Annotated in this window: 21 protein-coding genes; 3 read left to right on the forward strand and 18 right to left on the reverse strand. The window is 68.6% G+C overall.

Annotation, left to right across the window (positions count from 1 at the left end):
* Nucleotides 1-10: 10 nt before the first annotated feature.
* The gene (recO, locus tag ACZK5N_RS02615; protein WP_459019935.1) at nt 11-733 is read right to left on the reverse strand and encodes a DNA repair protein RecO; all 723 of its coding nucleotides are present in this window, start codon (nt 731-733) and stop codon (nt 11-13) included.
* A gap of 87 nt (nt 734-820) precedes the next feature.
* Between recO and ACZK5N_RS02620 the strand changes: the two genes are divergently transcribed.
* The gene (locus ACZK5N_RS02620; RefSeq protein ID WP_459020398.1) at nt 821-1,528 is read left to right on the forward strand and encodes an isoprenyl transferase; all 708 of its coding nucleotides are present in this window, start codon (nt 821-823) and stop codon (nt 1,526-1,528) included.
* A gap of 11 nt (nt 1,529-1,539) precedes the next feature.
* Here the strand turns inward: ACZK5N_RS02620 and ACZK5N_RS02625 are convergent, their stop codons facing one another.
* The 12 genes from ACZK5N_RS02625 to ACZK5N_RS02680 all read right to left on the reverse strand — a co-directional run bounded on the left by ACZK5N_RS02625 (nt 1,540) and on the right by ACZK5N_RS02680 (nt 15,787).
* The gene (locus ACZK5N_RS02625) at nt 1,540-2,499 is read right to left on the reverse strand and encodes an acyl-CoA thioesterase (RefSeq protein WP_459019936.1); all 960 of its coding nucleotides are present in this window, start codon (nt 2,497-2,499) and stop codon (nt 1,540-1,542) included.
* Nucleotides 2,500-2,536: 37 nt separating this feature from the next.
* Complete coding sequence (locus ACZK5N_RS02630; RefSeq protein ID WP_459019937.1) at nt 2,537-5,086, reverse strand: DEAD/DEAH box helicase; 2,550 nt, start codon at nt 5,084-5,086, stop codon at nt 2,537-2,539.
* A gap of 9 nt (nt 5,087-5,095) precedes the next feature.
* Nucleotides 5,096-6,853: a 2-isopropylmalate synthase gene (gene leuA / locus ACZK5N_RS02635; RefSeq protein ID WP_459019938.1), complete on the reverse strand. Its 1,758-nt coding sequence runs from the start codon at nt 6,851-6,853 to the stop codon at nt 5,096-5,098.
* A gap of 155 nt (nt 6,854-7,008) precedes the next feature.
* Nucleotides 7,009-7,872, reverse strand: coding sequence for a carbohydrate ABC transporter permease (locus ACZK5N_RS02640; RefSeq protein WP_459019939.1), 864 nt, complete (start codon nt 7,870-7,872; stop codon nt 7,009-7,011).
* A 3-nt stretch (nt 7,873-7,875) separates the two neighbouring features.
* The gene (locus tag ACZK5N_RS02645) at nt 7,876-8,829 is read right to left on the reverse strand and encodes a carbohydrate ABC transporter permease (RefSeq protein ID WP_459019940.1); all 954 of its coding nucleotides are present in this window, start codon (nt 8,827-8,829) and stop codon (nt 7,876-7,878) included.
* 70 nt (nt 8,830-8,899) lie between these two features.
* Nucleotides 8,900-10,165, reverse strand: a complete 1,266-nt coding sequence (locus ACZK5N_RS02650; protein ID WP_459019941.1) for an extracellular solute-binding protein — start codon at nt 10,163-10,165, stop codon at nt 8,900-8,902.
* Nucleotides 10,166-10,317: 152 nt separating this feature from the next.
* Nucleotides 10,318-11,244, reverse strand: a complete 927-nt coding sequence (gene era, locus ACZK5N_RS02655; RefSeq protein WP_459019942.1) for a GTPase Era — start codon at nt 11,242-11,244, stop codon at nt 10,318-10,320.
* On the reverse strand, nt 11,237-12,550 hold the full coding sequence (locus tag ACZK5N_RS02660; RefSeq protein WP_459019943.1) for a hemolysin family protein: 1,314 nt from the start codon (nt 12,548-12,550) through the stop codon (nt 11,237-11,239). Before ACZK5N_RS02660 ends, era begins: the two co-directional genes overlap by 8 nt.
* A gap of 48 nt (nt 12,551-12,598) precedes the next feature.
* On the reverse strand, nt 12,599-13,852 hold the full coding sequence (locus ACZK5N_RS02665) for an APC family permease (protein WP_459019944.1): 1,254 nt from the start codon (nt 13,850-13,852) through the stop codon (nt 12,599-12,601).
* Nucleotides 13,825-14,283 carry an rRNA maturation RNase YbeY gene (ybeY, locus tag ACZK5N_RS02670; protein ID WP_459019945.1) on the reverse strand — a complete coding sequence of 153 codons (459 nt, stop codon included), beginning with the start codon at nt 14,281-14,283 and terminating at the stop codon, nt 13,825-13,827. Before ybeY ends, ACZK5N_RS02665 begins: the two co-directional genes overlap by 28 nt.
* Nucleotides 14,280-15,278 (reverse strand): PhoH family protein, encoded by a 999-nt coding sequence (locus tag ACZK5N_RS02675; RefSeq protein WP_459020399.1) that lies wholly within the window; start codon nt 15,276-15,278, stop codon nt 14,280-14,282. The genes ybeY and ACZK5N_RS02675 overlap by 4 nt, the downstream gene beginning before the upstream one ends.
* A gap of 74 nt (nt 15,279-15,352) precedes the next feature.
* Entirely contained in the window at nt 15,353-15,787 is a 435-nt protein-coding gene (locus ACZK5N_RS02680; RefSeq protein ID WP_459019946.1) for a DUF5709 domain-containing protein, read from the reverse strand.
* 128 nt (nt 15,788-15,915) lie between these two features.
* Here ACZK5N_RS02680 and ACZK5N_RS02685 point away from each other — a divergent pair, with 128 nt between their 5' ends.
* Nucleotides 15,916-16,653: a queuosine precursor transporter gene (locus tag ACZK5N_RS02685; protein WP_459019947.1), complete on the forward strand. Its 738-nt coding sequence runs from the start codon at nt 15,916-15,918 to the stop codon at nt 16,651-16,653.
* Here the strand turns inward: ACZK5N_RS02685 and tgt are convergent.
* From tgt to hrcA, 4 genes are read right to left on the reverse strand one after another with little or no spacing between them, the layout of a single operon-like run.
* Nucleotides 16,620-17,861 carry a tRNA guanosine(34) transglycosylase Tgt gene (gene tgt / locus ACZK5N_RS02690; RefSeq protein ID WP_459019948.1) on the reverse strand — a complete coding sequence of 414 codons (1,242 nt, stop codon included), beginning with the start codon at nt 17,859-17,861 and terminating at the stop codon, nt 16,620-16,622. The genes ACZK5N_RS02685 and tgt overlap by 34 nt on opposite strands.
* Nucleotides 17,858-18,592, reverse strand: a complete 735-nt coding sequence (locus ACZK5N_RS02695; protein ID WP_459019949.1) for a 16S rRNA (uracil(1498)-N(3))-methyltransferase — start codon at nt 18,590-18,592, stop codon at nt 17,858-17,860. The genes tgt and ACZK5N_RS02695 overlap by 4 nt, the downstream gene beginning before the upstream one ends.
* Nucleotides 18,589-19,749 carry a molecular chaperone DnaJ gene (gene dnaJ, locus ACZK5N_RS02700; protein WP_459019950.1) on the reverse strand — a complete coding sequence of 387 codons (1,161 nt, stop codon included), beginning with the start codon at nt 19,747-19,749 and terminating at the stop codon, nt 18,589-18,591. The genes ACZK5N_RS02695 and dnaJ overlap by 4 nt, the downstream gene beginning before the upstream one ends.
* Nucleotides 19,750-19,782: 33 nt before the next feature.
* Nucleotides 19,783-20,787: a heat-inducible transcriptional repressor HrcA gene (gene hrcA, locus ACZK5N_RS02705; protein ID WP_459019951.1), complete on the reverse strand. Its 1,005-nt coding sequence runs from the start codon at nt 20,785-20,787 to the stop codon at nt 19,783-19,785.
* Between the two features lie 67 nt (nt 20,788-20,854).
* Between hrcA and ACZK5N_RS02710 the strand changes: the two genes are divergently transcribed.
* The gene (locus ACZK5N_RS02710; RefSeq protein ID WP_459019952.1) at nt 20,855-21,625 is read left to right on the forward strand and encodes an MBL fold metallo-hydrolase; all 771 of its coding nucleotides are present in this window, start codon (nt 20,855-20,857) and stop codon (nt 21,623-21,625) included.
* Between the two features lies 1 nt (nt 21,626).
* On the opposite strand, the gene ACZK5N_RS02715 is transcribed toward ACZK5N_RS02710, so the two are convergent.
* Complete coding sequence (locus ACZK5N_RS02715; RefSeq protein WP_459019953.1) at nt 21,627-22,400, reverse strand: inositol monophosphatase family protein; 774 nt, start codon at nt 22,398-22,400, stop codon at nt 21,627-21,629.
* Nucleotides 22,401-22,403: the final 3 nt, after the last annotated feature.

The raw sequence follows: 22,403 nt of genomic DNA on the forward strand, positions 1-22,403 counted from the left end.
CGATCTCACGTCAGCGCTCGAAGAAGGGCAGCGAGCGGAGCGCGTGGTCCAGGTGCCACGTGGCGTACGTCACCACCATGGCGTCCACACGCTTGGCGGTGACGAGATCCGTGGCCAGGGCGGCGGGCCACTCCCCGCTCAGCAGGGCTCCCAGGTGGGAGGACGACGGCGCATCCAGCTGGGCGGCACCGGGCGGGCGGCACGGGGTGCACACCGCGCCTCCGCCCACCGGGGAGAACCATCGGGTGTCGGTGCTTCCGCAGCCGGCGCACTGTGTGGTCGACACCGCGTACCCGGCCACGGCAAGGGCGCGCAGCAGGTAGGAGTCCACCACGAGCGGAGCGGGCAACTCTCCCGCCTCCAGGGCCAGCAGGGCCCCGAGGAGGAGCCGGTACTGCTGCAGGGCGGGGCTGTGCTCCTCCGCCACCAGGCGGTCCGCCGCCTCGACGAGCACCTCCGCCGCGGTGAACCGCGAATAGTCTCCCGCCAGCCTGCTCACGTGCAGGGCCTCGGCCTGCGTGACCACCTCCAGCGATCCGCGCCCCTCGGCGAACTGGATATCGATGTGCTGAAACGGTTCGAGCCGGCCCCCGAACTTGCTTGAGGTCTTGCGTACGCCCTTGGCCACCGCCCGGACCTTGCCGTGGCTGCGCGTCAGGAGGGTGATGATGCGGTCCGCCTCACCGAGTTGGTGGGTTCGCAGCACCACAGCCTGGTCGCGGTAGGTGGGCACGGTCAGAGTCTAGGCGGCTAGGCTCTGAGCGTGCCCACACCCCGCCGTCGCCCCACCCCGCACGAGAGCGGCGCCACAGCGCCGGAGATTCCGCGGGCGGCTCTCCCGCGCCATGTGGCCATCGTCATGGACGGCAACGGGAGGTGGGCGAAGCAGCGCGGCCTCAAGCGCACCGAGGGCCACGCCCGAGGGGAGGCCTCGCTACTCGACGTCATCCACGGCGCCGTGGAGCTGGGCATCCCGTACCTGTCGGCCTACGCGTTCTCCACCGAGAACTGGAAGCGCTCACCGGACGAGGTGCGCTGGCTCATGGGCTTCAACCGTGATGTCATCCACCGTCGCCGCGACGAACTCAACGACCTCGGAGTCAGGATCCGCTGGGCGGGTCGGCGGCCGCGGCTCTGGGGCTCGGTGATCAGGGAACTCGAGGTGGCCGAGGAGATGAGCATGAGCAACAACACCCTCACCCTGCAGTTCTGCGTCAATTACGGCGGGCGGGCGGAGATCGTCGATGCCGCCCGCGAGATCGCGCGCCTGGCGAAGGCGGGCAAGCTGGATCCGGAGCGCCTCACCGAGGAGCGCTTCGCGAGGTTCCTGGACGAGCCCGACATCCCCGACGTGGACCTGTTCCTCCGCTCCTCCGGGGAGCAGCGCACCTCGAACTTCCTGCTCTGGCAGTCCGCCTACGCCGAGTTCATCTTCCTGGACCGCCTGTGGCCGGACTTCGACCGCCGGGACCTCTGGGCCGCCGTGGGGCAGTACGCCGGCCGGGAGCGACGCTTCGGCTCCGCCTGAACCGGGCCCTGTCACAGGTCCGGTGGCAGCTCCTTCGGCACCGGCCTGAGCAGCCGCTCACGGATGTCGACCATGGCGCGCGCATGGTCAGCCAGTGCCACGTCGGCCGGGTGCACCGGGAGCCACGGCGGCACGGGCCGCTTGCGCCCCTGCTCGTCGACACCGCAGTAGACGATGGTGCAGTGCGTCGTCTCACGCAGGTCACGGGTCCGGGGATCGCCGGAGCGCACGTGGACCGAGATGTGCATGCTCGTGGTCCCGGTGTAGAGCAGCCTGGCCTCCACCTCCACGAGGTCGCCGATGAACATCGGCCGGTAGAAGCGCACTCCGCCTGCGAAGACGGACGCCACCGGGCCCGCGTGCCACCGCTCTGCGACCACCTGAGCTGCCTGATCGATCCAGTTCATGACGTAGCCCCCGTGGACCTTGCCGCCCCAGTTCACGTCCGTCGGCGCCGCCAGGAAGCGAAGCGTCTCCCTGCAGGATCCGGTCTCGCCTCCATAGTCCTGATTCTCCATCTCGGCCTCGATGGCGCGCCGAGCGAGGTTGATCTCCAGGGCACGGTCGTGCTGGCCGCGCTCCCACTCGTCGCGGGGTTCGAAGGCGGGCACCTGGACCGGCTTGCCGTCCTCCATCGCCACGAACTGCAGGACGCACTGGGTGTTGAGCACGCGCGTGGACGATCGCGGGTCGCCGCTGGAGACGGTGCACACCACCTGCAGCGAGGTCCGCCCGGTGAGCACGACCCGGGCCTGGACCACCACCAGGTCGCCCACGTTGATGGGGCGCGTGAAGTGGATGTTGCCGACGTATCCGGTCACCGCGTAGGTGCCGGCCCACCCCACCGCTGCGGCGTAGCCGGCCTTGTCGATCCACTCCAGCACCTTGCCGGCGCTCATCACGCCACGGACGTTGGCGTCCATCGGCTCGGCGAGGAAGCGCAGGGTGACGCCCCGCTGGGTTCCAGGCAACTGTGGCTCCTTCTCTGCTCGGTCCAGATTTCTCGGCTCAGTCCAGGCGCGAGAACGAGGCGGCCCGGACGACGGCGGCCCCCGCCGCGTCGCTGGCGGCCAGGTCCGCGTCGGCCCGGATCATCCAGTCATGGTTACCGGCCGGGTCGTGGATGACCTGGAGCACCGTCCAGCGTTCCCGGCCCTTCTCGATGCGGAAGAGACCCGGGCCGCGGGCGTCGCCGTCGGTCAGGATGTCGTCGTGCTCGTCCCAGTACCCGGCCAGCGCGGAGTCCCAGGCGTCGGCGTCCATGAGTACGGTCAGCGGGGGGTCCGCCAGCGCGGCCGAGGCCGTCTCCAGGGCGGCCAGGGCGTCGACGTCGTCGCGGGCGGCCAGCTCCACCCGCCGGAACATCGCGGTGCGGATCATGGCGGTGAAGGCACGCTCGTTGCCCGTCACCGGCCTCGGTGGCGGCGGAGGGGCACCGTGTGCGGCCGCCTCGGCAGCCAGCGCGACCTTGTCCGGATCCGTCAGCGCCTCCCACTCGTCGAGCAGCGAGGAGTCCGTCTGGCGCACGGTCTCCCCCAGCCACTCCACGAGGTCCTCGAACTGCTCGCTGCGATGCTCGTCGGGCACGGTGTGGCGCAGCGCCCGGTAGGCGTCGGAGAGGTACCGCAGCAGCCCGCCCTCGGTGCGTTGGAGCTTGTAGAAGGAGATGAACTGGTTGAAGTTCATGGCACGCTCCCACATGTCTCGCACCACCGCCTTGGGCGACAGTGCCGACGCGTCCACCCAGGGATGCGACTGCGCGTAGATGCCCATGGCGTGCTGGAGCAGCTCGTCGAGCGGCTTGGGCCAGGTGATCTCCTCGAGTCGCTCCATCCGCTCGTCGTATTCGACGCCGTCCGCCTTCATCTGCGCCACGGCCTCGCCCCGGGCCACGAACTGCTGCGCCAGCACCACCTGGAACGGGTCCTCAAGCACCGCCTCGATGATCGAGACCACGTCCAGGTGGTGAGTGGGTGAATCCGGATCGAGCAGCGCCAGGGATGCGACGGCGAAGGGGGCGAGCGGCTGGTTGAGGGCGAAGTCGTCGCGGACTCCCTCGGCCATGGCGCACCAGCGTCCTTCGAGATCCGGCGCGGCGAGCTTGACCAGAACTCCCGACCGCAGCAGGGCTCGGGTCAGCGCCAGGGCGTGCCGGGTCAGGACCCGCTTGCGGTCAGCCGTTTCGTGCGACGAGCCGAGGAGCGCCCGCATCGACTCCGCGCCGTTGCCCGGGCGCTGCGCGATGTTGAGCACGGTGGCGTGGGTGACCTGCATCCGCGACACCAGCTGCTCGGGCTGCGCCACGACGATCCGGTCGAATGTCTCCTCGGTCCAGCCGATGAAGCCCTCCGGGGGCTTGCGGCGCACCACCTTGCGGCGGGCCTTCGGATCGTCCCCGGCCTTGGCCAGGGCCCGCTCGTTCTCGATGACGTGCTCAGGTGCCTGGACGACGACGAAGCCGACGGTGTCGAAGCCTGCCCGACCGGCGCGGCCCGCGATCTGGTGGAATTCGCGCGAACGTAGCCGCCGAACCCGCGTGCCGTCGTACTTCGCCAGCCCGGTGAACAGCACCGTCCGGATGGGCACGTTGATCCCCACCCCCAGGGTGTCGGTGCCGCAGATCACCTTGAGCAGGCCCGTCTGCGCCAACTGCTCGACGAGGCGGCGATACTTGGGCAACATCCCCGCGTGGTGCACCCCGATGCCGCGGCGCACCAGCCCCGAAAGGATCTTGCCGAACCCCAGCCCGAAGCGGAACGCGCCGATCTCCTCGGCGATCCGCGCGCTGTCGTGCTTGGTGATGAGGTTGAGCGACAACAGCGCCTGAGCGCGTTCCAGGGCCTCGGCCTGCGTGAAGTGGACGATGTAGACCGGCGCCTTCTGCTCCTGGATGAGGTCCACCAACCGCTCCTGCAGCGGGGTCCTCGACCATTCGAACAGCAGCGGGACCGGCCGTTCAGCGTCGCTGATCAGGCTGGTGGGCCTGCCCGTGCGACGGCTGAGGTTCTCGGCCAGCGCCGAGACGTCTCCCAGGGTGGCGCTCATGAGGAGGAACTGCGCCTGGGGTAACTCCAGCAGCGGCACCTGCCACGCCCAGCCGCGGTCCGGCTCGGAGTAGAAGTGGAATTCGTCGGCGATCACCAGCCCGACGTCGGCGGAGCCACCCTCGCGGAGCGCGATGTTGGCCAGCACCTCGGCGGTGCAGCAGATGATGGGCGCGTCCGAGTTGACCGAGGCGTCGCCGGTCACCATGCCGACGTTCTCCGCACCGAAGACCTGGCACAGCGCGAAGAACTTCTCGCTGACCAGCGCCTTGATGGGCGCGGTGTAGAAGCTCACCCGATCCGTCGCCAGCGCCGCGAAGTGGCCGGCCAGCGCCACCAGCGACTTCCCCGACCCCGTCGGCGTGGACAGGATGAGGTTGTTACCGGTGAACAGCTCGATGGCGGACTCGTCCTGGTGGGGGTAGAGCTCGATGCCCTGCCCCTCCGCCCAGGACGTGAACCGCGTATAGAGGGAGTCGGGGTCTGTGGCGACCGGATCGGTGAGCTTCGGCATTCCCGCCGATCAGGCCGGGGCGAGGGTCCATGCCACAGCGCGGTTGAGCGCACTGAGGATGGCCTTCATCGACGCACTGGTGATGCTCGGGTCCACGCCCACGCCCCAGAGGACTGCGGCATCGTCGCCCTCACCCACCTCGCACTCGACGTAGGCGGCAGCCTTGGCGTCGCCGCCCGAGTCCAGGGCGTGCTCGGCGTAGTCCAGCACCCGCACGTGCGCACCGGCCTGCACGAGCGCGTCGACGAACGCCGACACCGGGCCGTTGCCTTCGCCCTCGACCTCGACGCCAGTGCGGGTGGGACCGTCGACGACCGCGGCGACGTGGAACTGCCCGTTGCTCGAGGTGGACCCGGCCGAGGTCAGCCGCCAGGGCCCCTCCCCCAGATATTCGCGCTCGAAGATGGAGAACATCTCGGTCGGCGTGACTTCGCCGCCGGTCGATTCGGTGTGCGCCTGGACGACGCGCGAGAACTCGATCTGCAGCCGGCGCGGCAGGTCCATCTTGTACTCGTTCTTCATGAGGTAGGCCATGCCACCCTTGCCGGACTGCGAATTGACCCGGATGACGGCCTCGTAGGTGCGGCCCACGTCGTGGGGGTCGATGGGCAGGTACGGGGCCTCCCAGTCGATCTCGTCGACCAGCTTGCCCTGCGCCTCCGCCTGGTGCTCCAGATACTCCAGGCCCTTCTTGATCGCGTCCTGGTGCGAGCCCGAGAAGGCCGTGTACACCAGATCGCCTGCGTAGGGGTGGCGGGGGTGCACAGGCAGGCCGGTGCAGTATTCGACGGTGCGGCGAACGTGGTCGATGTCGGAGAGGTCCACCTGCGGGTCCACGCCCTGCGTGTACAGGTTGAGGGCCAGCGTCACCAGGTCCACGTTGCCGGTGCGCTCACCGTGGCCGAACAGGCAGCCCTCGACGCGGTCCGCGCCGGCCATCTGGCCGAGCTCCGAGGCCGCGACGGCCGTGCCGCGGTCGTTGTGGGGATGCAGCGACACCGCGACGTGCTCGCGGTTGCGGACGTTGCGGATGAAGTATTCGATCTGGTCCGCGTAGGTGTTGGGCGTCGAGCGCTCGACGGTGGCGGGCAGGTTGAAGATGATCTCGCGGCCCTCGCCGGGCTGCCACACATCCGCCACCGCGTTGCACACCTCGACGGCGAAGTCCGTGGGCGTCTGCGTGAAGATCTCCGGCGAGTACTGGTAGCCGAACTCCACGTCTCGCAGGTGCTGGTCCGCGTACTTCATCACCAGCTCGGTGCCGCGGGTGGCCAGCTGCACGCACTCGGCCTCCGAGATGCGGAACACCACCTTGCGGAACAGTTCGGCGGTGGCGTTGTACATGTGGATGGTTGCGCGGTGCGCGCCGATCAGCGACTCGGCCGTCCGGCTGATCAGGTCCTCGCGGGCCTGCGTCAGCACCGAGATGGTCACATCGTCAGGGATCCTGTTCCCCTCGATCAGCTGACGGACGAAGTCGAAGTCCGTCTGCGAGGCGGAGGGAAAGCCCACCTCGATCTCCTTGTACCCGATCTCCACCAGGAGTTCGAACATGCGCATCTTGCGCGAGGGCGTCATGGGATCGATCAGGGCCTGGTTGCCGTCACGCAGATCGGTGGACAACCAGCGGGGCGCCTTCTCGATGCGCTTCGTGGGCCAGGTACGATCCGGCACATCGACGGGGATGAAAGGGGTGTAGCGGTGCACCGGCATGGGGGTGGGCTGCTGTACGGGAATGGGCTGCGGGCGGGTGGTGAACTGGGACATCAGAGGTACTCCTGGGCTGGGGTCAGGCGCCAGACGCGTCGAGACACCGCAGCGAGGACATCTGGCTCAGTGATTCTGGGCCTCGCTGCGGCAACCAAGGAGCAGGAAATGCCGTGCCACGCTGGCCACTGTAGCACCGGCCGTGGCTGTTTCGGCTACTTGACCGAACCTGCGGTGAGACCTCCGATCAGCCGCTTCTCGATGAAGCTGAACAGGATGACCACCGGAACGATGGCCACCATCGCGACGGTGAACAGGTACTGCCAGTCCTTGATGTAGAGGCCCAGGAAGCGCGGCATTGATACCGTCAGCGGCTGCAGGTTGGTCTGCTGCACGAGGATGAACGCGGCGGAGAACTCGTTCCACGTGTTGACGAACACGAACACGATGGCGGTCACGATCCCCGGCCAGACGAGCGGCAGGGAGATCCGGAACATGGTCTGCAACCGGCCGAGTCCGTCGATGAGCGCGGCCTCGTCGATCTCCTTCGGCACCGAGGCGAAGAAGGCCTGCATGATCCAGATCGCGAAGGACAGGTTGAACGCGGCGTTGATGAGGATGAGCGCCGCCCACACCGCATATCCCTGCCATCCCTTGAACTCCTGGAACAGGCCCACGGCCAGCACGGTGGGCTGGAGCATCTGGGTGCAGAGCACCAGGAGCAGGAACGGCATCCGGCCCGGGAACCGGAACCGTGCCACGTAGTAGGCGGCGGGGGTGGCGATGAGGAGGACCAGCAGAGTGGCACCCATCGCGATCACGGCGGTGGCCAGGAGGGACGACGCCGGATCCACCTCCGAGGCCCACACCGACAGGTAGTTGTCGAAGCGGGGCTCTGCCGGGAAGTAGTCCGGTGGAATGTTGGTGATCTCGAGGCGGGTCTTCAGCGAGCTGATGAACATCAGCGCATACGGGAACCCGAAGAAGACCACGATCGCGATCGATCCCAGGGCTATGGTCCAGGGGCTCGGGGGGCGGTTGATCCCACCGCGGAGGGCGCTCGGCTTCGCCTGTGCCATGGCTCAGACCACCTCCTTCGTCGGCTGGACGACCATCAGGTAGATCGCGATGATGACCAGACAGAACACGAAGTTCAGCACCGACAGGGCGGACGACACGCCGGGACCGAGCGCTCTCTGGTACTCGAACATCAGCGTCGTGGTGATGTGGCCGGTGTGGTAGCCGGGGGTCTCCTGCAGCAGCCGGAGAATGGGCAGCGAGTTGAACACGTTGATGATGTTGATGAGGGCCGCCACGGCGATGGCGGGGCGCAGGAGGGGTAACACGATGTGCCAGTAGCGCTGGGGCGTGTTGGCGCCGTCCATGTGCGCCGCCTCGAGGACGTCACCGGGCACCGCCTGAAGACCCGCCAGGATGGTGTAGGTGGTGAAGGGGAGGGAGACGTAGATGGCCACGAACACCGCGACCCAGAATGCGCTCGTGGGGTCCTTGGTCCAGGCCTGAGCCCGTTCCAGGATCCCCGTGTCAACGAGAAGGCGGTTGAACAGGCCCACGTTCTCCTGCAGCCCGTAGCGGAACACGGTGGCCGTCATGACCACCGAGCAGGCCCACGGGAGGATGACGAACAGGCGCAGCGCCTTGCGGCCCCGGAACTCGAGGTTGAGGAACTGCGCGAGCAGCAGGGACAGCACCACCGTGACCGCCACCACGACCAGCACCCACGTCACCGTGTTGAGCAGGATCCTGCCGACGGGCACGCCGGGAAAGGTCAATGCCCCCGCCTGACCGATGTAGTTGTCCAGCCCGACGGGGGCCTCGTCGCGCAGGATGCCGCGGTTGTTGTACTTGAAGAAGGAGGTGTAGATCATCAGCCCGGCGGGGTACAGCACCACGCCAAGGATGAGGATCAGCGTCGGCAGTACCCACGGCAGCGCGGTGAGAGCCGCGGTGGACCCCGACCGCTTCCTCAGCCTCTTCCCCTCCTGCACCATCGTCGGTGTGGCGGTCAGTGTCACGTCGTCCCTCTCCTGTCCTTGCCCACGGGAGCGGGGTGGCACCGCAGAACGGCACCACCCCGCACGTCGATCAGGCCTGAGCGTCGACCTGCGCCTGAATCTCGGCGAGGACCTCGGCGGGATCTCCCGCCCCGACCTTGTACGCCGAGCCCTGGAGCGCGGTCTGAAGAGCGTCCCACGAGGGGTTGCCCACCGGCAGGAACTTGACGATGGACAGGGCCTCGAGGAACGCCGAGCCGATCTCGTCCGATTCGGCCTGGCCCTTCTCGATCATGGACGTGGTCACCGGGAGAAGCCCGGTGCCCTTGTACCAGCCCTCGTAGAACTCGTCCGAGTAGAGCAGGTCCAGGAACGCCGCGGTGGCGGCCTTGCGGTCCTCGTCGCCGTTGTCGAAGGCCACGATGAAGTCGGTGACGCCCAGCGCCACGCCGTCGCCTCCGTCCTTCGACGGGATGGGCGCGAGCGCCACGTTGATGCCCTTGGCCTGCGCGTCGGCGACGATGGCCGAGTGCGCCATCATCATGCCGAGCTTGCCGGCCTGGAACAGGTCCGCGACGTCCACGCGGTTGTCCTCGAGGTTGGCCTGAGTGTGGCCGGCCTCGAACATCTTCTTCATCTGGGCGAAGGCCTCGGTGGCCTCGGGCGTGTCCGCCGTCAGCACGTCACCCTCTGCCCAGTCACCACCGGCGCCCCAGAGCCAGAGCGAGGACTCCACCTGGGCTTCTTCCCGGCCCAGGGGCATGCCGTAGCCGCGGACGTCGTCGCCGAGCGCCACCAGCTTCGCCGACGCCTCTTCCAGCTCCGCCCACGTCTTGGGCGGCTCGGCGATGCCGGCGGCCTCGAACAGGTCCATGTTGTACGCCATCATGCGGGCCGTCGCGATGTCAGGCGCTGCCCACTGGGTGCCGTCGGTACCCATGCCGTTGGCGAGCAGTGACGGCTCGATCGCGGCCAGCGTTTCTGCCGACATGACCTCGTCGACGGGGTAGAGGATGCCGGCCTCTGCCGACGCGGCGAACGCGTTGTCATTGAGGATGTCGGGGTAATCGGACGCCTGGATCCGCGCAGACACCTTGTCGGTGAAGCCCTCCCATCCCTCGATCTGCAGTTCCACCTCGACGTCGGGATAGGTCTCGTTGAAGGCGGAGATGATCGTCTCCCAGTCCGACTTCGAGGTGTCGGAGTAGGAGGGGGCGAGGATCTTGATGGTGGTCTCCAGCGATCCGGCGGCCTCCGAGGAGGTGCTGGTCGCTGACGGTGTGCTCCCGCCACAGGCGGTGAGGGCGAGGGCGCCGACGGCGGCCACCGCGCTGAACTTCAGGACGCGCTTTTTCACGTGCGGTTCCTTTCTGACTTCGTTCGTCAACCAGGACTGGCTGTTGCCGCGATCCTAGGAGGGCCGCGCCGCGTCGCGCGGGAATCGCCCGGGCCGTGACCAAATAGTTACCGTTAACAGCCTAAGTGCGCAGACCGGGTGAGCAGAAGGGGTCAGAAGCCGAGACGGTTGAGGAACTTCGCGTCGCGCTGCCATTCCTTCAGCACCTTGACGTGGAGCTTCAGGTGGACCCGCGTCCCGAGCAGGCGGTTGATCTGTTCGCGGGCGCGGGTGCCGATGTCACGCAGCCGCTCCCCCTGGTGCCCGATGATGATGCCCTTCTGCGAATCACGCTCCACCACGATGGACGCGAAGATGTCGGTAAGCGGCTTGTCCTCGGGCCGATCCGCCCGCGGGATGATCTCGTCGATCTCCACCGCGATCGAGTGCGGCAGCTCGTCACGCACGCCCTCGAGCGCCGCCTCGCGGATCAGTTCGGCGATGAGAGTCTCCTCGGGCTCGTCGGTGATCTCGCCGTCCGGGTAGTACATCGGACCCTCGGGCAACAGGCCCACGAGCGAGTCGCGCACCGTGTCCACCTGGTCGTCCGCCACGGCGGAGCACGGGATGACCTCGGCCCACTCGACGCCGAGCTCGGTGGCAACCTCCGAGATGTCCACGAGGTGCGAGAGCTGCCGCTCCCTGCTCACCAGGTCCGTCTTCGTGGCCAGCGCCACCAGCTTGGGGCGCCGGGGCAGCTTGGCGATCTCGCCGATGATGAACTTGTCGCCCGGACCGATGCGCTGGTCGCACGGCAGGCACACGCCCACGACGTCCACTTCGGACCAGGTGGCGAACACCAGGTCGTTGAGGCGCTGGCCGAGCAGCGTCCGGGGCCGGTGCAGACCGGGGGTGTCGATGAGGATCAGCTGCGCGTCGTCCCGGGTCACGATGCCGCGCACGGCGTGTCTGGTGGTCTGCGGCTTGCTGGAGGCGATGGCGATCTTCTGTCCCACCAGCGCATTGGTCAGCGTCGACTTCCCTGCGTTGGGGCGACCCACGAAGCAGGCGAATCCGGATCGGTACACAGGGTCAGTCATCATCGTCGCCTTCCGGGGACTCTTCGGTGGTGAGGTCCGCCTCGGTGAGGCGGCGGGCGAGGACGGTGCCGATCTGATGACGGCGACCCACCGCCCGGTCAGCGATCAGTTCGATGTCACCGACGACGGTGCGTGCACCCGGGATGGGCACCACGTTGAGCTGTTTGGCCATGAGGCCGCCGACGGTCTCGACGTCGTCGTCGTCGAGGTCCACGCCGAACAGCGCGCCGAGCTCGTCGACGGGGAGCCGCGAGGAAATCCGGTAGCGACCCTCCCCCAGATCCGCGACGGTGGGAGCGTCCTGGTCGTACTCGTCGACGATTTCACCGACGATCTCCTCGAGGATGTCCTCGATGGTGGCCAGGCCCGCGGTGCCGCCGAACTCGTCGACGACCACCACGAGGTGGGAGTGGCTGAGCTGCATCTCACGGAGTAGGTCGCTGACCGGCTTGGAGTCCGGGCAGAAGGCAGCGGGCCGCATGAGCTCGCCCACCGTCTCGTGACGCTCGGCGTCCGGGAAGTCGTAGACGCGCTTGGAGACGTCCTTGAGGTAGATGATGCCGAGGATGTCGTCGAGATCGTTGCCCACCACGGGAATCCGGGAGAAGCCGGAGCGCAGCGCCAGCGAGAGGAGCTGGCGCAGCGTCTTGTCCTGGGTGACGTAGACCACGTCCGTGCGCGGGACCATGACCTCCTTGACCAGCGTGTCGCCCAGCTCGAAGACCGAGTGGATCATCTTGGACTCGCCGGCTTCGATGAGCTCCTGCTTCTCGGCCATGTCCACCAGGTCGCGCAACTCCGCCTCGGTGGCGAACGGGCCGTCCGCGTAGCCGCGCCCAGGGGTCAGCGCGTTGCCCAGCAGGATCATCAGCTGGGCGACCGGGCCGAAGATCGTCGTGAGGCCGGAGATCAGGGGGCCGAACAGGCGGAGCGTGCGCTCCGGGTGCTGCCGACCCAGCGTGCGGGGCGCCACCCCCCAGAGGATGAACGACACGGCCAGCATGATGCCGATGGTCACCAACGAACGCTGCCAGTCCAGATCGAACTGGGTGAACACCACCAGCCCGGCCGACACGATGGAGGCGATCTCCAGCGTCATGCGGGTGAACATCACCGCATTGATCGACGGGGCGGGGTCCTCGGCGATCAGCCGGATTCGCTCGGCCCCGCGTTCGCCGAGTTCTGCCATCCGCTCGGCCCGCGCCCTGGTGGTGACGCTCACGGACGTCTCGACTGCGGCGAGGATGGAGGCCGCGACCGCACAGGCCAGGGCGATGCCAAGCTCAATCCATTCGGACTGGGTCACGGGGGCTGATCAACTCGCTCGGTTCGGGGACACGTGTGCCGCCTGAGTCTATCGCAGCGACCGTGAGGTGATCCGGCGCCAGGCGATGCCGACGATCAGCACCACCAACCCCCCGAGGATCGACTGCCACGGCAACGTCACCACCAGGATCAGGCACAGCCCCGCGCCCAGAACCTGCCACGCCCGGGCGTAGCGCCGCTCTGCGGGCCCCTGGGTGAAGGCCGCGACGTTGGCGACGAAGTAGTACAGCAGGACACTGAAGGACGAGAACCCGATCGCGGCGCGCAGATCCGTGACCAGGAGCACGAGCGTGAGCACCGCGCCCAGCGTCAGTTCGATCCGGTGCGGCACCTGGGTGCGCCGGTGCGTGAGGTCGAAGAACCGTGGGAGATCCCCCACGCGCGACATCGCCAGCCACGTCCGTCCGATCCCCGACAGGAGTCCCAGCAGGGCGCCGCCCACCGCCGCGAGCGCCCCGATGGTCAGCACGGCTCCCGCCACAGGGTGGCCGCCGGCCAACAGCGCCAGAGGGGCGACGGAGCCCGCCAGGGCGTCGGCGCCGACCAGCGCCAGCAGGCTCACCCCAACGACGGCGTACACCACCAGCACGATCACGAGCGCCGTGATGATGGCCGCTCCGATGGTGCGGCGGGGATCGCGGACCTCCTCACCCATCGTCGCCACGCGTGCGTACCCGGCGAACGCGAAGAAGAGCAGCCCGGCCGACTGCAGGACGCCGTACCAGCCCGCTGTCCCGACCGGCGCGGCCACCAGGTCTTCCACCCGACCCGTCGCGGCGCTCCACCCGAACGAGAGGACCAAGATCAGGGAAAGCAGGGCGAGACCCGCCAGCATCATCGCCGCCTTCGCGGTCCGGGTGACGCCGAGCAGGTTGACGCCGACCATCAGCCACACGGCCGCGATCGCCACCGGCACCCGCCAGGGCACAGGTGCAAGATAGGCGGCCAGAGTCATGGCCATCGCCGCGACCGAGGCGGTCTTGCCGATGACGAAGCTCCACCCGGCCAGGAAGCCGGCCCACTCACCCAATCGCTCGCGCCCGTAGACATAGGTACCCCCGGCGGCCGGGTACTGTGCCGCCAGCTGCGCCGAGGAGCTGGCGTTGCACCACGCCACGACGGCCGCCACGACCAGGCCGATGAGCAGCGCATCGCCCGCCGCCGCGGCCGCGGGGGCCCAGACCACGAAGACGCCCGCCCCGACCATGGACGCCACCCCGATGGCGACGGCGTCGCCGAGCCCGAGGCTACGGCTCAGCTGCGACCGCGCGCCTGATCCCACGCCGCGATGATCTTGTCGTTCAGGCCGAACATGACGGCCTTCTCATCCGGCTCGGCGTGGTCGTGGCCGAGGAGGTGCAGCAGACCGTGGATGAGCAGATACTCCGCCTCCCCGTCGACGCTGCGGCCGTTGTCCGCGGCCTGGCGCGCGGTCACCTGGGGGCAGAGCACGATGTCGCCCAGCAGGCCCATCGGGGGCTCCTCGTCGTCCTCCGGAGCACGGAGTTCGTCCATGGGGAAACTCATCACGTCCGTAGGGCCCGGCAGGTCCATGAACCGCTCGTGGTAGTCCGCCATGGTGGCCTCGTCGACAAGGAGCAGCGACAGCTCGGCCTGAGGATGGATGCGCAACTTGTCCAGCGCGAATCGGGCCAGCTCGATGAGACCGATCTCGTCGGCCTCGACACCGGACTCGTTGTTGAGGTCGATCACTTCGCTCCCCGGCGTTCGGTGGACAGGCTCTCGTACTGATCGTAGGCGGCCACGATCCTGCCGACCAGGCGGTGCCGCACCACGTCCCGGCTGGTCAGAGTGCAGAACTCGATGTCCTCGACGCCGTCGAGGATGCTCATCACCCCGCGCAACCCGCTCTTCACCCCACCGGGCAGGTCCACCTGGGTGATGTCACCGGTGACCACCACCTTGGAGCCGAAGCCGAGCCGGGTCAGGAACATCTTCATCTGTTCCATGGACGTGTTCTGGGCCTCGTCCAGGATGATGAAGGCGTCGTTGAGCGTTCGGCCACGCATATAGGCCAGGGGCGCCACCTCGACGGTGCCGGACGTCAGCAGCTTCGGCACCGAGTCCGCGTCCACCATGTCGTGGAGCGCGTCGTACAGCGGCCTGAGGTACGGGTCGATCTTGTCGTTGAGGGTGCCCGGCAGGAACCCGAGACGCTCGCCTGCCTCGATGGCGGGTCGGGTGAGAATGATCCGGCTCACCTCCTTGGCCTGCAACGCCTGGACCGCCTTCGCCATCGCGAGGTAGGTCTTGCCCGTGCCCGCCGGACCGATGCCGAACACCACGGTGTGGCGGTCGATGGCATCCACGTAGCGCTTCTGATTGAGCGTCTTGGGGCGGACGGTCTTTCCACGCGAGGAGACGATGTTCTGCGTGAGGATCTCCGCGGCCGCGGCATGGGGATCGTCGGCCATCTGGACCACCCGCTCCACCGTCTCGCCTGTCAGGCCCTGACCGGTGCGGAGGATGGTGACGAGTTCGGTGATCACCTCGGTGGCCTTGGCCACCTCGTTCGACGGACCGGAGACGGTGATCTGCCCGCCACGGACGTGGAGGTCCGCGTCGAGCTGGTCCTCGAGGATGCGGAGGAAGTCGTCTCTGGGCCCCAGCAGGTTGACCATGTCGATCGACGCGGGCACCGTGACGGTGCGCGTGGCGTGCTGTTGATCCAAGGAGTGCATGTTCAGGGCGGGTGTCCTTGTCTGACTGGATCGGCGCGTCCCGCCGACGAGCACCCAGTCTAGGCGTGCCCGGCGGGCACTCAGCCCTCCAGCAGCGACAGGTCGTCCTCGTCGTCCGAGATGACGTGCATGGCCGCCTCCTCGGCGCTGGCCGCGCCCCCGCCGTATCCGACGTCCACGCCCAGCGTGTGCTCAGCGCCTCCGCCGCCGTGCACGGCCATCAGGCGTCCGGCCCGCACGGCTCCCACCTCGCGCGGCTCATGGGTGGGGTTCCAGTCCTCGTCTGCGGTGACCGGCTCGGGGTCCTCCTGCTTCAGGCGCATCTCGAGCGTCTCACCACGGCGCATCTCTTCGGGCGTGTTGCCGAACCCCTGGGCCGGCGACCATCGTTCGGGCGTCACGTAGCCTTCGTCCAGGACGTCCTCGACACCGCGATCGATCAGCGAATCCGCAGGCTGCAACTGGTCGAGCTGCTCCGATTCGTCGGGCACGTACTCCATTGCATTGTCGTCCATGAATGAAGTTTGCCACCGTCCGGGGCACTGCGCGGGGTTACGCGCAGGGTGCCGACGAACTGGTCCCGGGCTTGTGGCGCGCCCGCGTGGGGCCATCTGGCAGTTGGATGTCGGCGTATAATGCGGCGGTGCAGCCCACAGAGACCGGACTGAAATCCACCCCGACCATCCCGTACGCCGAGCGCCCGCGGGGGGTGTTCGACGTGGTGGTGGCGCTCTTCGTGGCGCTCCTGCTGATCAGCAACATCTCGGCGGTCAAGCTCATCCAGTTCGGCCCGGAGTGGACGCCCTTCGGGATTCCCGTCCTGCCCATCATCACCGACGGCGGCGCCTTCCTCTTCCCCCTCACCTACATCCTGGGCGACGTCCTGGCCGAGGTGTACGGCATGAAGGGCGCCCGGCGCGCCATCCTGCTCGGGTTCGGCACATCGATCCTGGCCTCCGCGACCTTCCTCACGGTCGGCGCCGCACCGGCCGCGGCGGACTGGCCCAACCAGGACGCGTACGGCGCCATCCTCGGGTTCGTGCCCCGCATCGTGTTGGCGAGCCTGCTGGGGTATCTCGCCGGGCAGTTCCTCAACGCATGGGTGCTGGTGAGGCTCAAGCAGCGCTCCAGCGAAGGGTCCCTCTGGGCGCGCCTGCTGGGCTCCACCGTGGTGGGCGAGGCCGCCGACACCACGATCTTCTGCGTCGTGGCCTTCGCCGGGATCATCACCGGCGGCACGCTGCTCAACTACATCGTCGTGGGGTACCTGTACAAGGTGATCATCGAGGCGCTGTTCCTCCCGGTCACCTACCAGGTGATCAGCGCCGTCAAGCGGCGCGAGCCGAGCTATGCCGAAGCGACGGGCCGCCGCGACGCGTAGAAGCGGCCGAGGAATTCATCGCGGAAGGCGTGGAAGTCACCCGTCCCGAGTGCCGCCCGCATACGGTCCACGAGGCGGACGGTGAACCGCTCGTTGTGGATCGTGGCCAGGGTCGCCGACAGCATCTCCCTGCCCTTGAACAGGTGGTGGAGGTAGGCGCGCGTGTAGTGGGTGCAGGTGTAGCAGTCGCACCCCTCCTCCAGCGGCTCGAAGGACCGGCGATGCCTGGCCGTGTTCACGTTGAAACGGCCGTCGGCAGTGTAGATGGCGGCGTTGCGTGCCACACGTGACGGATTGACGCAGTCGAACGTGTCTGCACCCTGTTCGACGGCAGCGAACAGGTCGTCGGGCTCCGAGATGCCGAGAAGGTGGCGTGGTTTGCCCTCCGGCAGTTCATCGACCATCCAGCCGACGATGGATCCGAGGCGTTCCTTCTCGAGTGCGCCCCCCAAACCGAAACCGTCGAACCTCTGACCGTCGACCTCCGCCTCTGCCAGACCGCGCGCCGCCTGGCGACGCAGGTCCTCGTACTGCGCGCCCTGGATGACGCCGAACAGGGCCTGGTACGGCCTGCCCGAGCGCTCATCGGTGAGCCGTCGGTGCTCCGCCAGGCATCGCTCCGCCCAGCGATGCGTCCTGCGCACCGAGTCTTCCTGGTAGCTGCGGGTGTTCATCAGCGTGGTCAGCTCGTCGAAGGCGAACATGACGTCCGCCCCCAGTTCGTGCTGGATACGCATGGAGATCTCGGGCGTGAACCGGTGCCGGTCTCCGTCGAGGTGGGACGTGAACGTCACGCCCTCCTCGTCGACGTGCGCCATGCGCGTCTTGCCCTCAGCGATGACGTCGTCATCTGCCAGGCCGGAGGTGTCCATGGCCAACACCTTCTTGAACCCGGCGCCGAGGCTCATCACCTGGAACCCGCCTGAGTCCGTGAAGGTGGGGCCGGGCCAGTTCATGAAGCGGCCGAGCCCGCCCGCCTCGTCGATGAGGTCCGAGCCTGGCTGCAGGTACAGGTGGTACGCGTTGGCGAGCACCGCCTGCGCGCCCAGGTCCGCGACGGCCTCAGGTAGCACGGATTTCACCGTGGCCTTGGTCCCCACGACGATGAAGGCCGGGGTCTGGACGTCACCGTGCGGGGTGTGGATGACGCCGGCGCGGCCTCGTCCGTCCTCGAGCCTGCGCGTGACCTCGAACGAGAAGCCTGTCACGGGCGGCGAGCCAGGACGTCGAGCTGCCCGAGCGCCACCGCGGCCGCTGTCGAGGTGCGGAGGACACCGTCGCTGATGCTGACCGGCTGGGCGCCCGCCTCGACGAACCGGTCCAGTTCCTCCGGCGAGATTCCGCCCTCCGGTCCCACGATGACCACGCCGGTGCCCTCCTCGGGAAGTTCGACGTCCGCGATGTGCTGCGCGGCGTCCTCGTGCAGCACGAGGGCAACATCGACGCCGGAGATGGCGGTCACGACGTCGGTGGTCGACACCGCCAGGACCTCCGGCACGTAGAAGCGCCGCGACTGCTTGGCGGCCTCACGGGCGATGGCGCGCCACTTCTCCAGCGCCTTCTCCCCCCGTTCACCCTGCCAACGTACGACGGACCGGGTGGCCTGCCAGGCCAGGATCTCGCGCGCGCCGAGTTCGGTGGCCATCTGGACCGCGAGGTCGCTGCGGTCGCCCTTGGCCAGCGCCTGCACCACCCCCCACACGAGGGCGGGCGAGGGCACGGCGATGACCTCCAGGATCTCGGTGACCATCTCGCGGCGGCCCACCTCGATGACCTCGGCCCGCACCGCGAGGCCGCTGCCATTGGACAGCAGCACGTTCTCTCCCACGGCGACACGCTTGACCGAGACGGCGTGGTGCGCCTCATCGCCCGTCACCACCACCCGCCCACCGGGGGCCAGGTCCCCGGGAAGGTCGGCGATGAAGAGGGGGTCGGTCACGAGAACCACTCGGAGAGCTTGTTGAACACGCCCTTATGGCCCTTGGCTGCGATGGCCTCCGGGATGGACTCGCCGCGCTCCTCCGCCAGCTCCCGCAGCAGTTCGCGCTGCCGGTCGTCGAGCTTCGTGGGCGTCTGCACGAGCAGCGTCACGCCGAGGTCACCGCGGCCCCCACCGCGCAACCGCGGCACGCCACGCCCCTTGAGCGCGATCCGGGTGCCGGACTGCGTGCCCGCCGGGACCTCGACCTCGACGGTGCGGTCCTCCAGGTCCGAGGACTCCCACTCCGCCTCCAGGGTGCCGACGTCCACGGTGGTGCCCAGCGCAGCGGCCGTCATGGGCAGCTTCACCACCATCTCGAGGTTGTCGCCCTCACGGCGGAACGTCTCGTGCGGCTGCACGGTGAGCTCAACGTACAGGTCCCCTGCCGGTCCTCCGCCGGGGCCGACCTCGCCCTGGCTCTCCAGATGGATCCGGATCCCGGTGGACACGCCGGCGGGGATGCGGACCTGCAGCGTCCGCGCGGTGCGCACCCGGCCCTCGCCGGAGCATTCGCCGCACGGCCGCGGGATGACGGTGCCGTAGCCCCGGCACGTGGGGCACGCCTGCGAGGTGCGGATGTCGCCGAGGAAGCTGCGCTGGATCTGGGTGACCTCGCCGGCCCCGTCGCAGGTGCTGCAGGACACCGGCTCGGAGCCGGGCTCACCACCCTTGCCGGCGCACTTCGGGCACACCACGGCGGTGTCCACCCTCACCGGCTTGGTGACCCCGAACACCGCCTCGTGCAGCTGGAGCGAGACGCGCACCAGCGCGTCCTGGCCCTGCCGGACCCGGGAACGCGGTCCGCGTCCGCCGGCGGCCCCGAACATGGCGTCGACCAGGTTGGAGAAGTCGAATCCGCCCGCGAACCCGCCGCCGAAGCCGGAGAACCCGGCACCCTGGCTCATCGGGTCTCCGCCACGGTCGAACACGGCCCGCTTGTTGGGGTCGCTGAGCACCTCGTAGGCCTCGTTGAGTTCCTTGAATTTCTCCGCGGCGCCCTCTTCCTGGGCGACGTCCGGGTGCACCTTCATGGCTCGGCGGCGGTAGGCCTTCTTGATGGCCTCTGGGCTCGCGTCGCGTTCCACGCCGAGAATGTCGTAGTAGTCCTTGCTCATATCTTCTCTTGGGTCAGCCTTCGGATGGGGGGTCTAGCCTTCGGTGAGGAATCGGCTCACGTAGCGCGCCACGGCTCGGACCGCGGCGATGTGGGACGGGTAGTCCATGCGGGTGGGGCCGACGACGCCCAGGCTCGCGGAGCGGTCCGCCCCGTAGCCGGACGCGATCAGGCTGGTCGTGCGAAAACCCGCCGCGGTGTTCTCCTCGCCGATCCGGACGGTCACGTCGTCGCCGGCGGCCTCGCCGAGCAGGCGCATCAGGACCACCTGCTCCTCGAGGGCCTCCAGCAGGGGGCGCAGGTCCGATTCGAACGTCCGGCTGGACGCGAGGTTGGGCAGTCCAGCGACGACCACGTGCGCGGCCGGCTCGGCGGCGATGGCCTCGAGCACGGCGGCGACGACGGGGGCCGCCAGCGGCCGGTCATCCGGGGACACCACGTCGAGCATGGACGCCAGCGCCCCGGCTGCGTCCGCGGGTGAGCGGCCGACGATGGCCTCGGCGATCCGGTTGCGCAGCGCCTGCAGCCGGGACTCGTCCATGATGGGCGTGTCCAGCATGGTCTGGTCCACCCGGCCAGAGGATTGCACGACGATGACCAGCATGCGCTCCGGGGTGAGCAGCAGGAGGTCCACGTGGCGGACCTGGGTGCGCTGCGCCACGGGGTACTGGACGATCGCCACCTGGCGCGTGAGCTGGGCCAGGAGCCGCACGGTGCGCATGACGAGATCGTCGACGTCGGCGGTGCCGCTGAGATAGGTGGTGATGGCGCTGCGCTCCGCCGGCGACAGCGGCTTGATGTGGGCCAGCCTGTCCACGAAGAGGCGGTACCCCTTGTCCGTGGGGATCCGGCCGGCGCTGGTGTGGGGCTGCATGATGTAGCCCTCCTCCTCCAGCACAGCCATGTCGTTGCGCACCGTGGCGGCGGACACGTCCAGCCTGTGGCGCTCGACGAGAGCCTTCGAGCCCACGGGCTCACGGCTGGAGACGTAGTCGGTCACGATCGCCCTCAACACATCGAGCTTGCGGTCGTCGAGCATGGTCACCTCCCCAGCTAGCACTCACAGACGGCGAGTGCCAGTGTAACCGCCATCTATGCTGGCTGCCATGACGCTCGCCTGGACCCCCGTGACCGACCGCGTGTTCGTGACCACGCTCGAACCGCACCGGGTCAACGTCGGGTTGATCGTCGGAGAGCGCGCCGCTCTCCTGGTGGACGCCGGCAACACTCCCGGGCAGGGTGCACAGCTCGTCGCGTCCGCGGCGGCGACGGCCGGGGTACCCGTGACGCACGTCGTGCTCACCCACGGCCACCACGATCATGTGGGCGGTCTCGCGGGCATGACCGGTGTCGAGGTCGTCGCCCACGAGAACCTGGAGGATGCCGCGGTGACGCGGACCTTCTCCATGGCGCTCGCGGTGGATCTGGGCGGGCAGCGGGTCGAGCTCCTGCACTTCGGGGACGCGCACACCCGCACTGACGTCGTCGTGTTCGTGCCCGGCGAGAACGTGGTGTTCACCGGCGACCTGCTCGAAGAGGGCGCCGACCCCCAGATCGACGCCTCCACGTCACTGGCCAACTGGCCGACAGTCCTCGACGGCGTCCTGGGGGCCAGCAACGGCGGCACCCGCTTCGTGCCCGGGCACGGCGCGGTCGTGGACCGCGAGTTCGCGTTCGTCGCGCGCGCCGAGATCGCGATGCTCTACAGCTCCAGCGAGATGCTGATCCACCAGGGGCTCACGGCCGAGGCAGCGGCGACGGCCGTCGAGTGGCCGTTCTCCGACGAGACTCTGGCGGTGGCGCTGCCCAAGGCGTATGCGGAGCTGGCCGCCAAGGGCGTGCTGCCCAAGCGCCAGCTGCCCATCCTCAACCTCTGACCTAGCGCTCCGGCCAGTTCTGCTGCGCGGTCATCCAGGTGAGGGTGTCACCGGCGACAACGAGTCCACGCGACTTCGACTGCAGGGTGTAGGACAGTCCGTCCATGGTGCGGCTGACCCCCCCGGACTCGGTCACCATCAGCGATCCGGCCAGGTGGTCCCAGGGGTGCAGCGTGGTGTAGACGAGGAAGTCCACGTCGCCGTGCAGCACCAGGGGATAGTCGAAGGCGCAACACCACCGGCTCTCCACCACCGGGCTCAGCCGTCCTTCCGCGGTGTAGCCATGGAGGGAACGTTTCGACGTGGCCCCGAGCGGCGCCCGCTCCGTGCGTGGCCGGTCGATGGGGGCGCCGTTGAGGCGGGCCCCGGCCCCGCGCTCGGTCGTGTAGGAGCGCCCGGTGCGAGGCTGATAGATCCAGCCCCGGGTGGCGACGCCGCCGCGCACCTCGGCCAGCATCACGCCGAACTCATCCTTGCCCGCGACGAAGTTCCGGGTGCCGTCGATCGGGTCGATGATGAACGCGTGCTCGGCACCCCGCACGCCCGCGAGCAGCCCTGGATCCGAGTGGACGGCCTCCTCGCCGATGACGACCGCGGAGGGGTAGGCCGCCTTGAGAAGGCGCGTGAGGTACACCTCCGCCTCGCGGTCCGCCACCGTGACGAAGTCACCGGGGCGCTTCTCCTCGATCTCCCCCTGCGCCAACTGGCGGAAACGGGGCATCACCACTTCTGCTGCCGTCTCCTTCAACAGATCGGCGATGCCCTCGGTATCCATGCG

The organism is Tessaracoccus pujii, assembly GCF_055326215.1.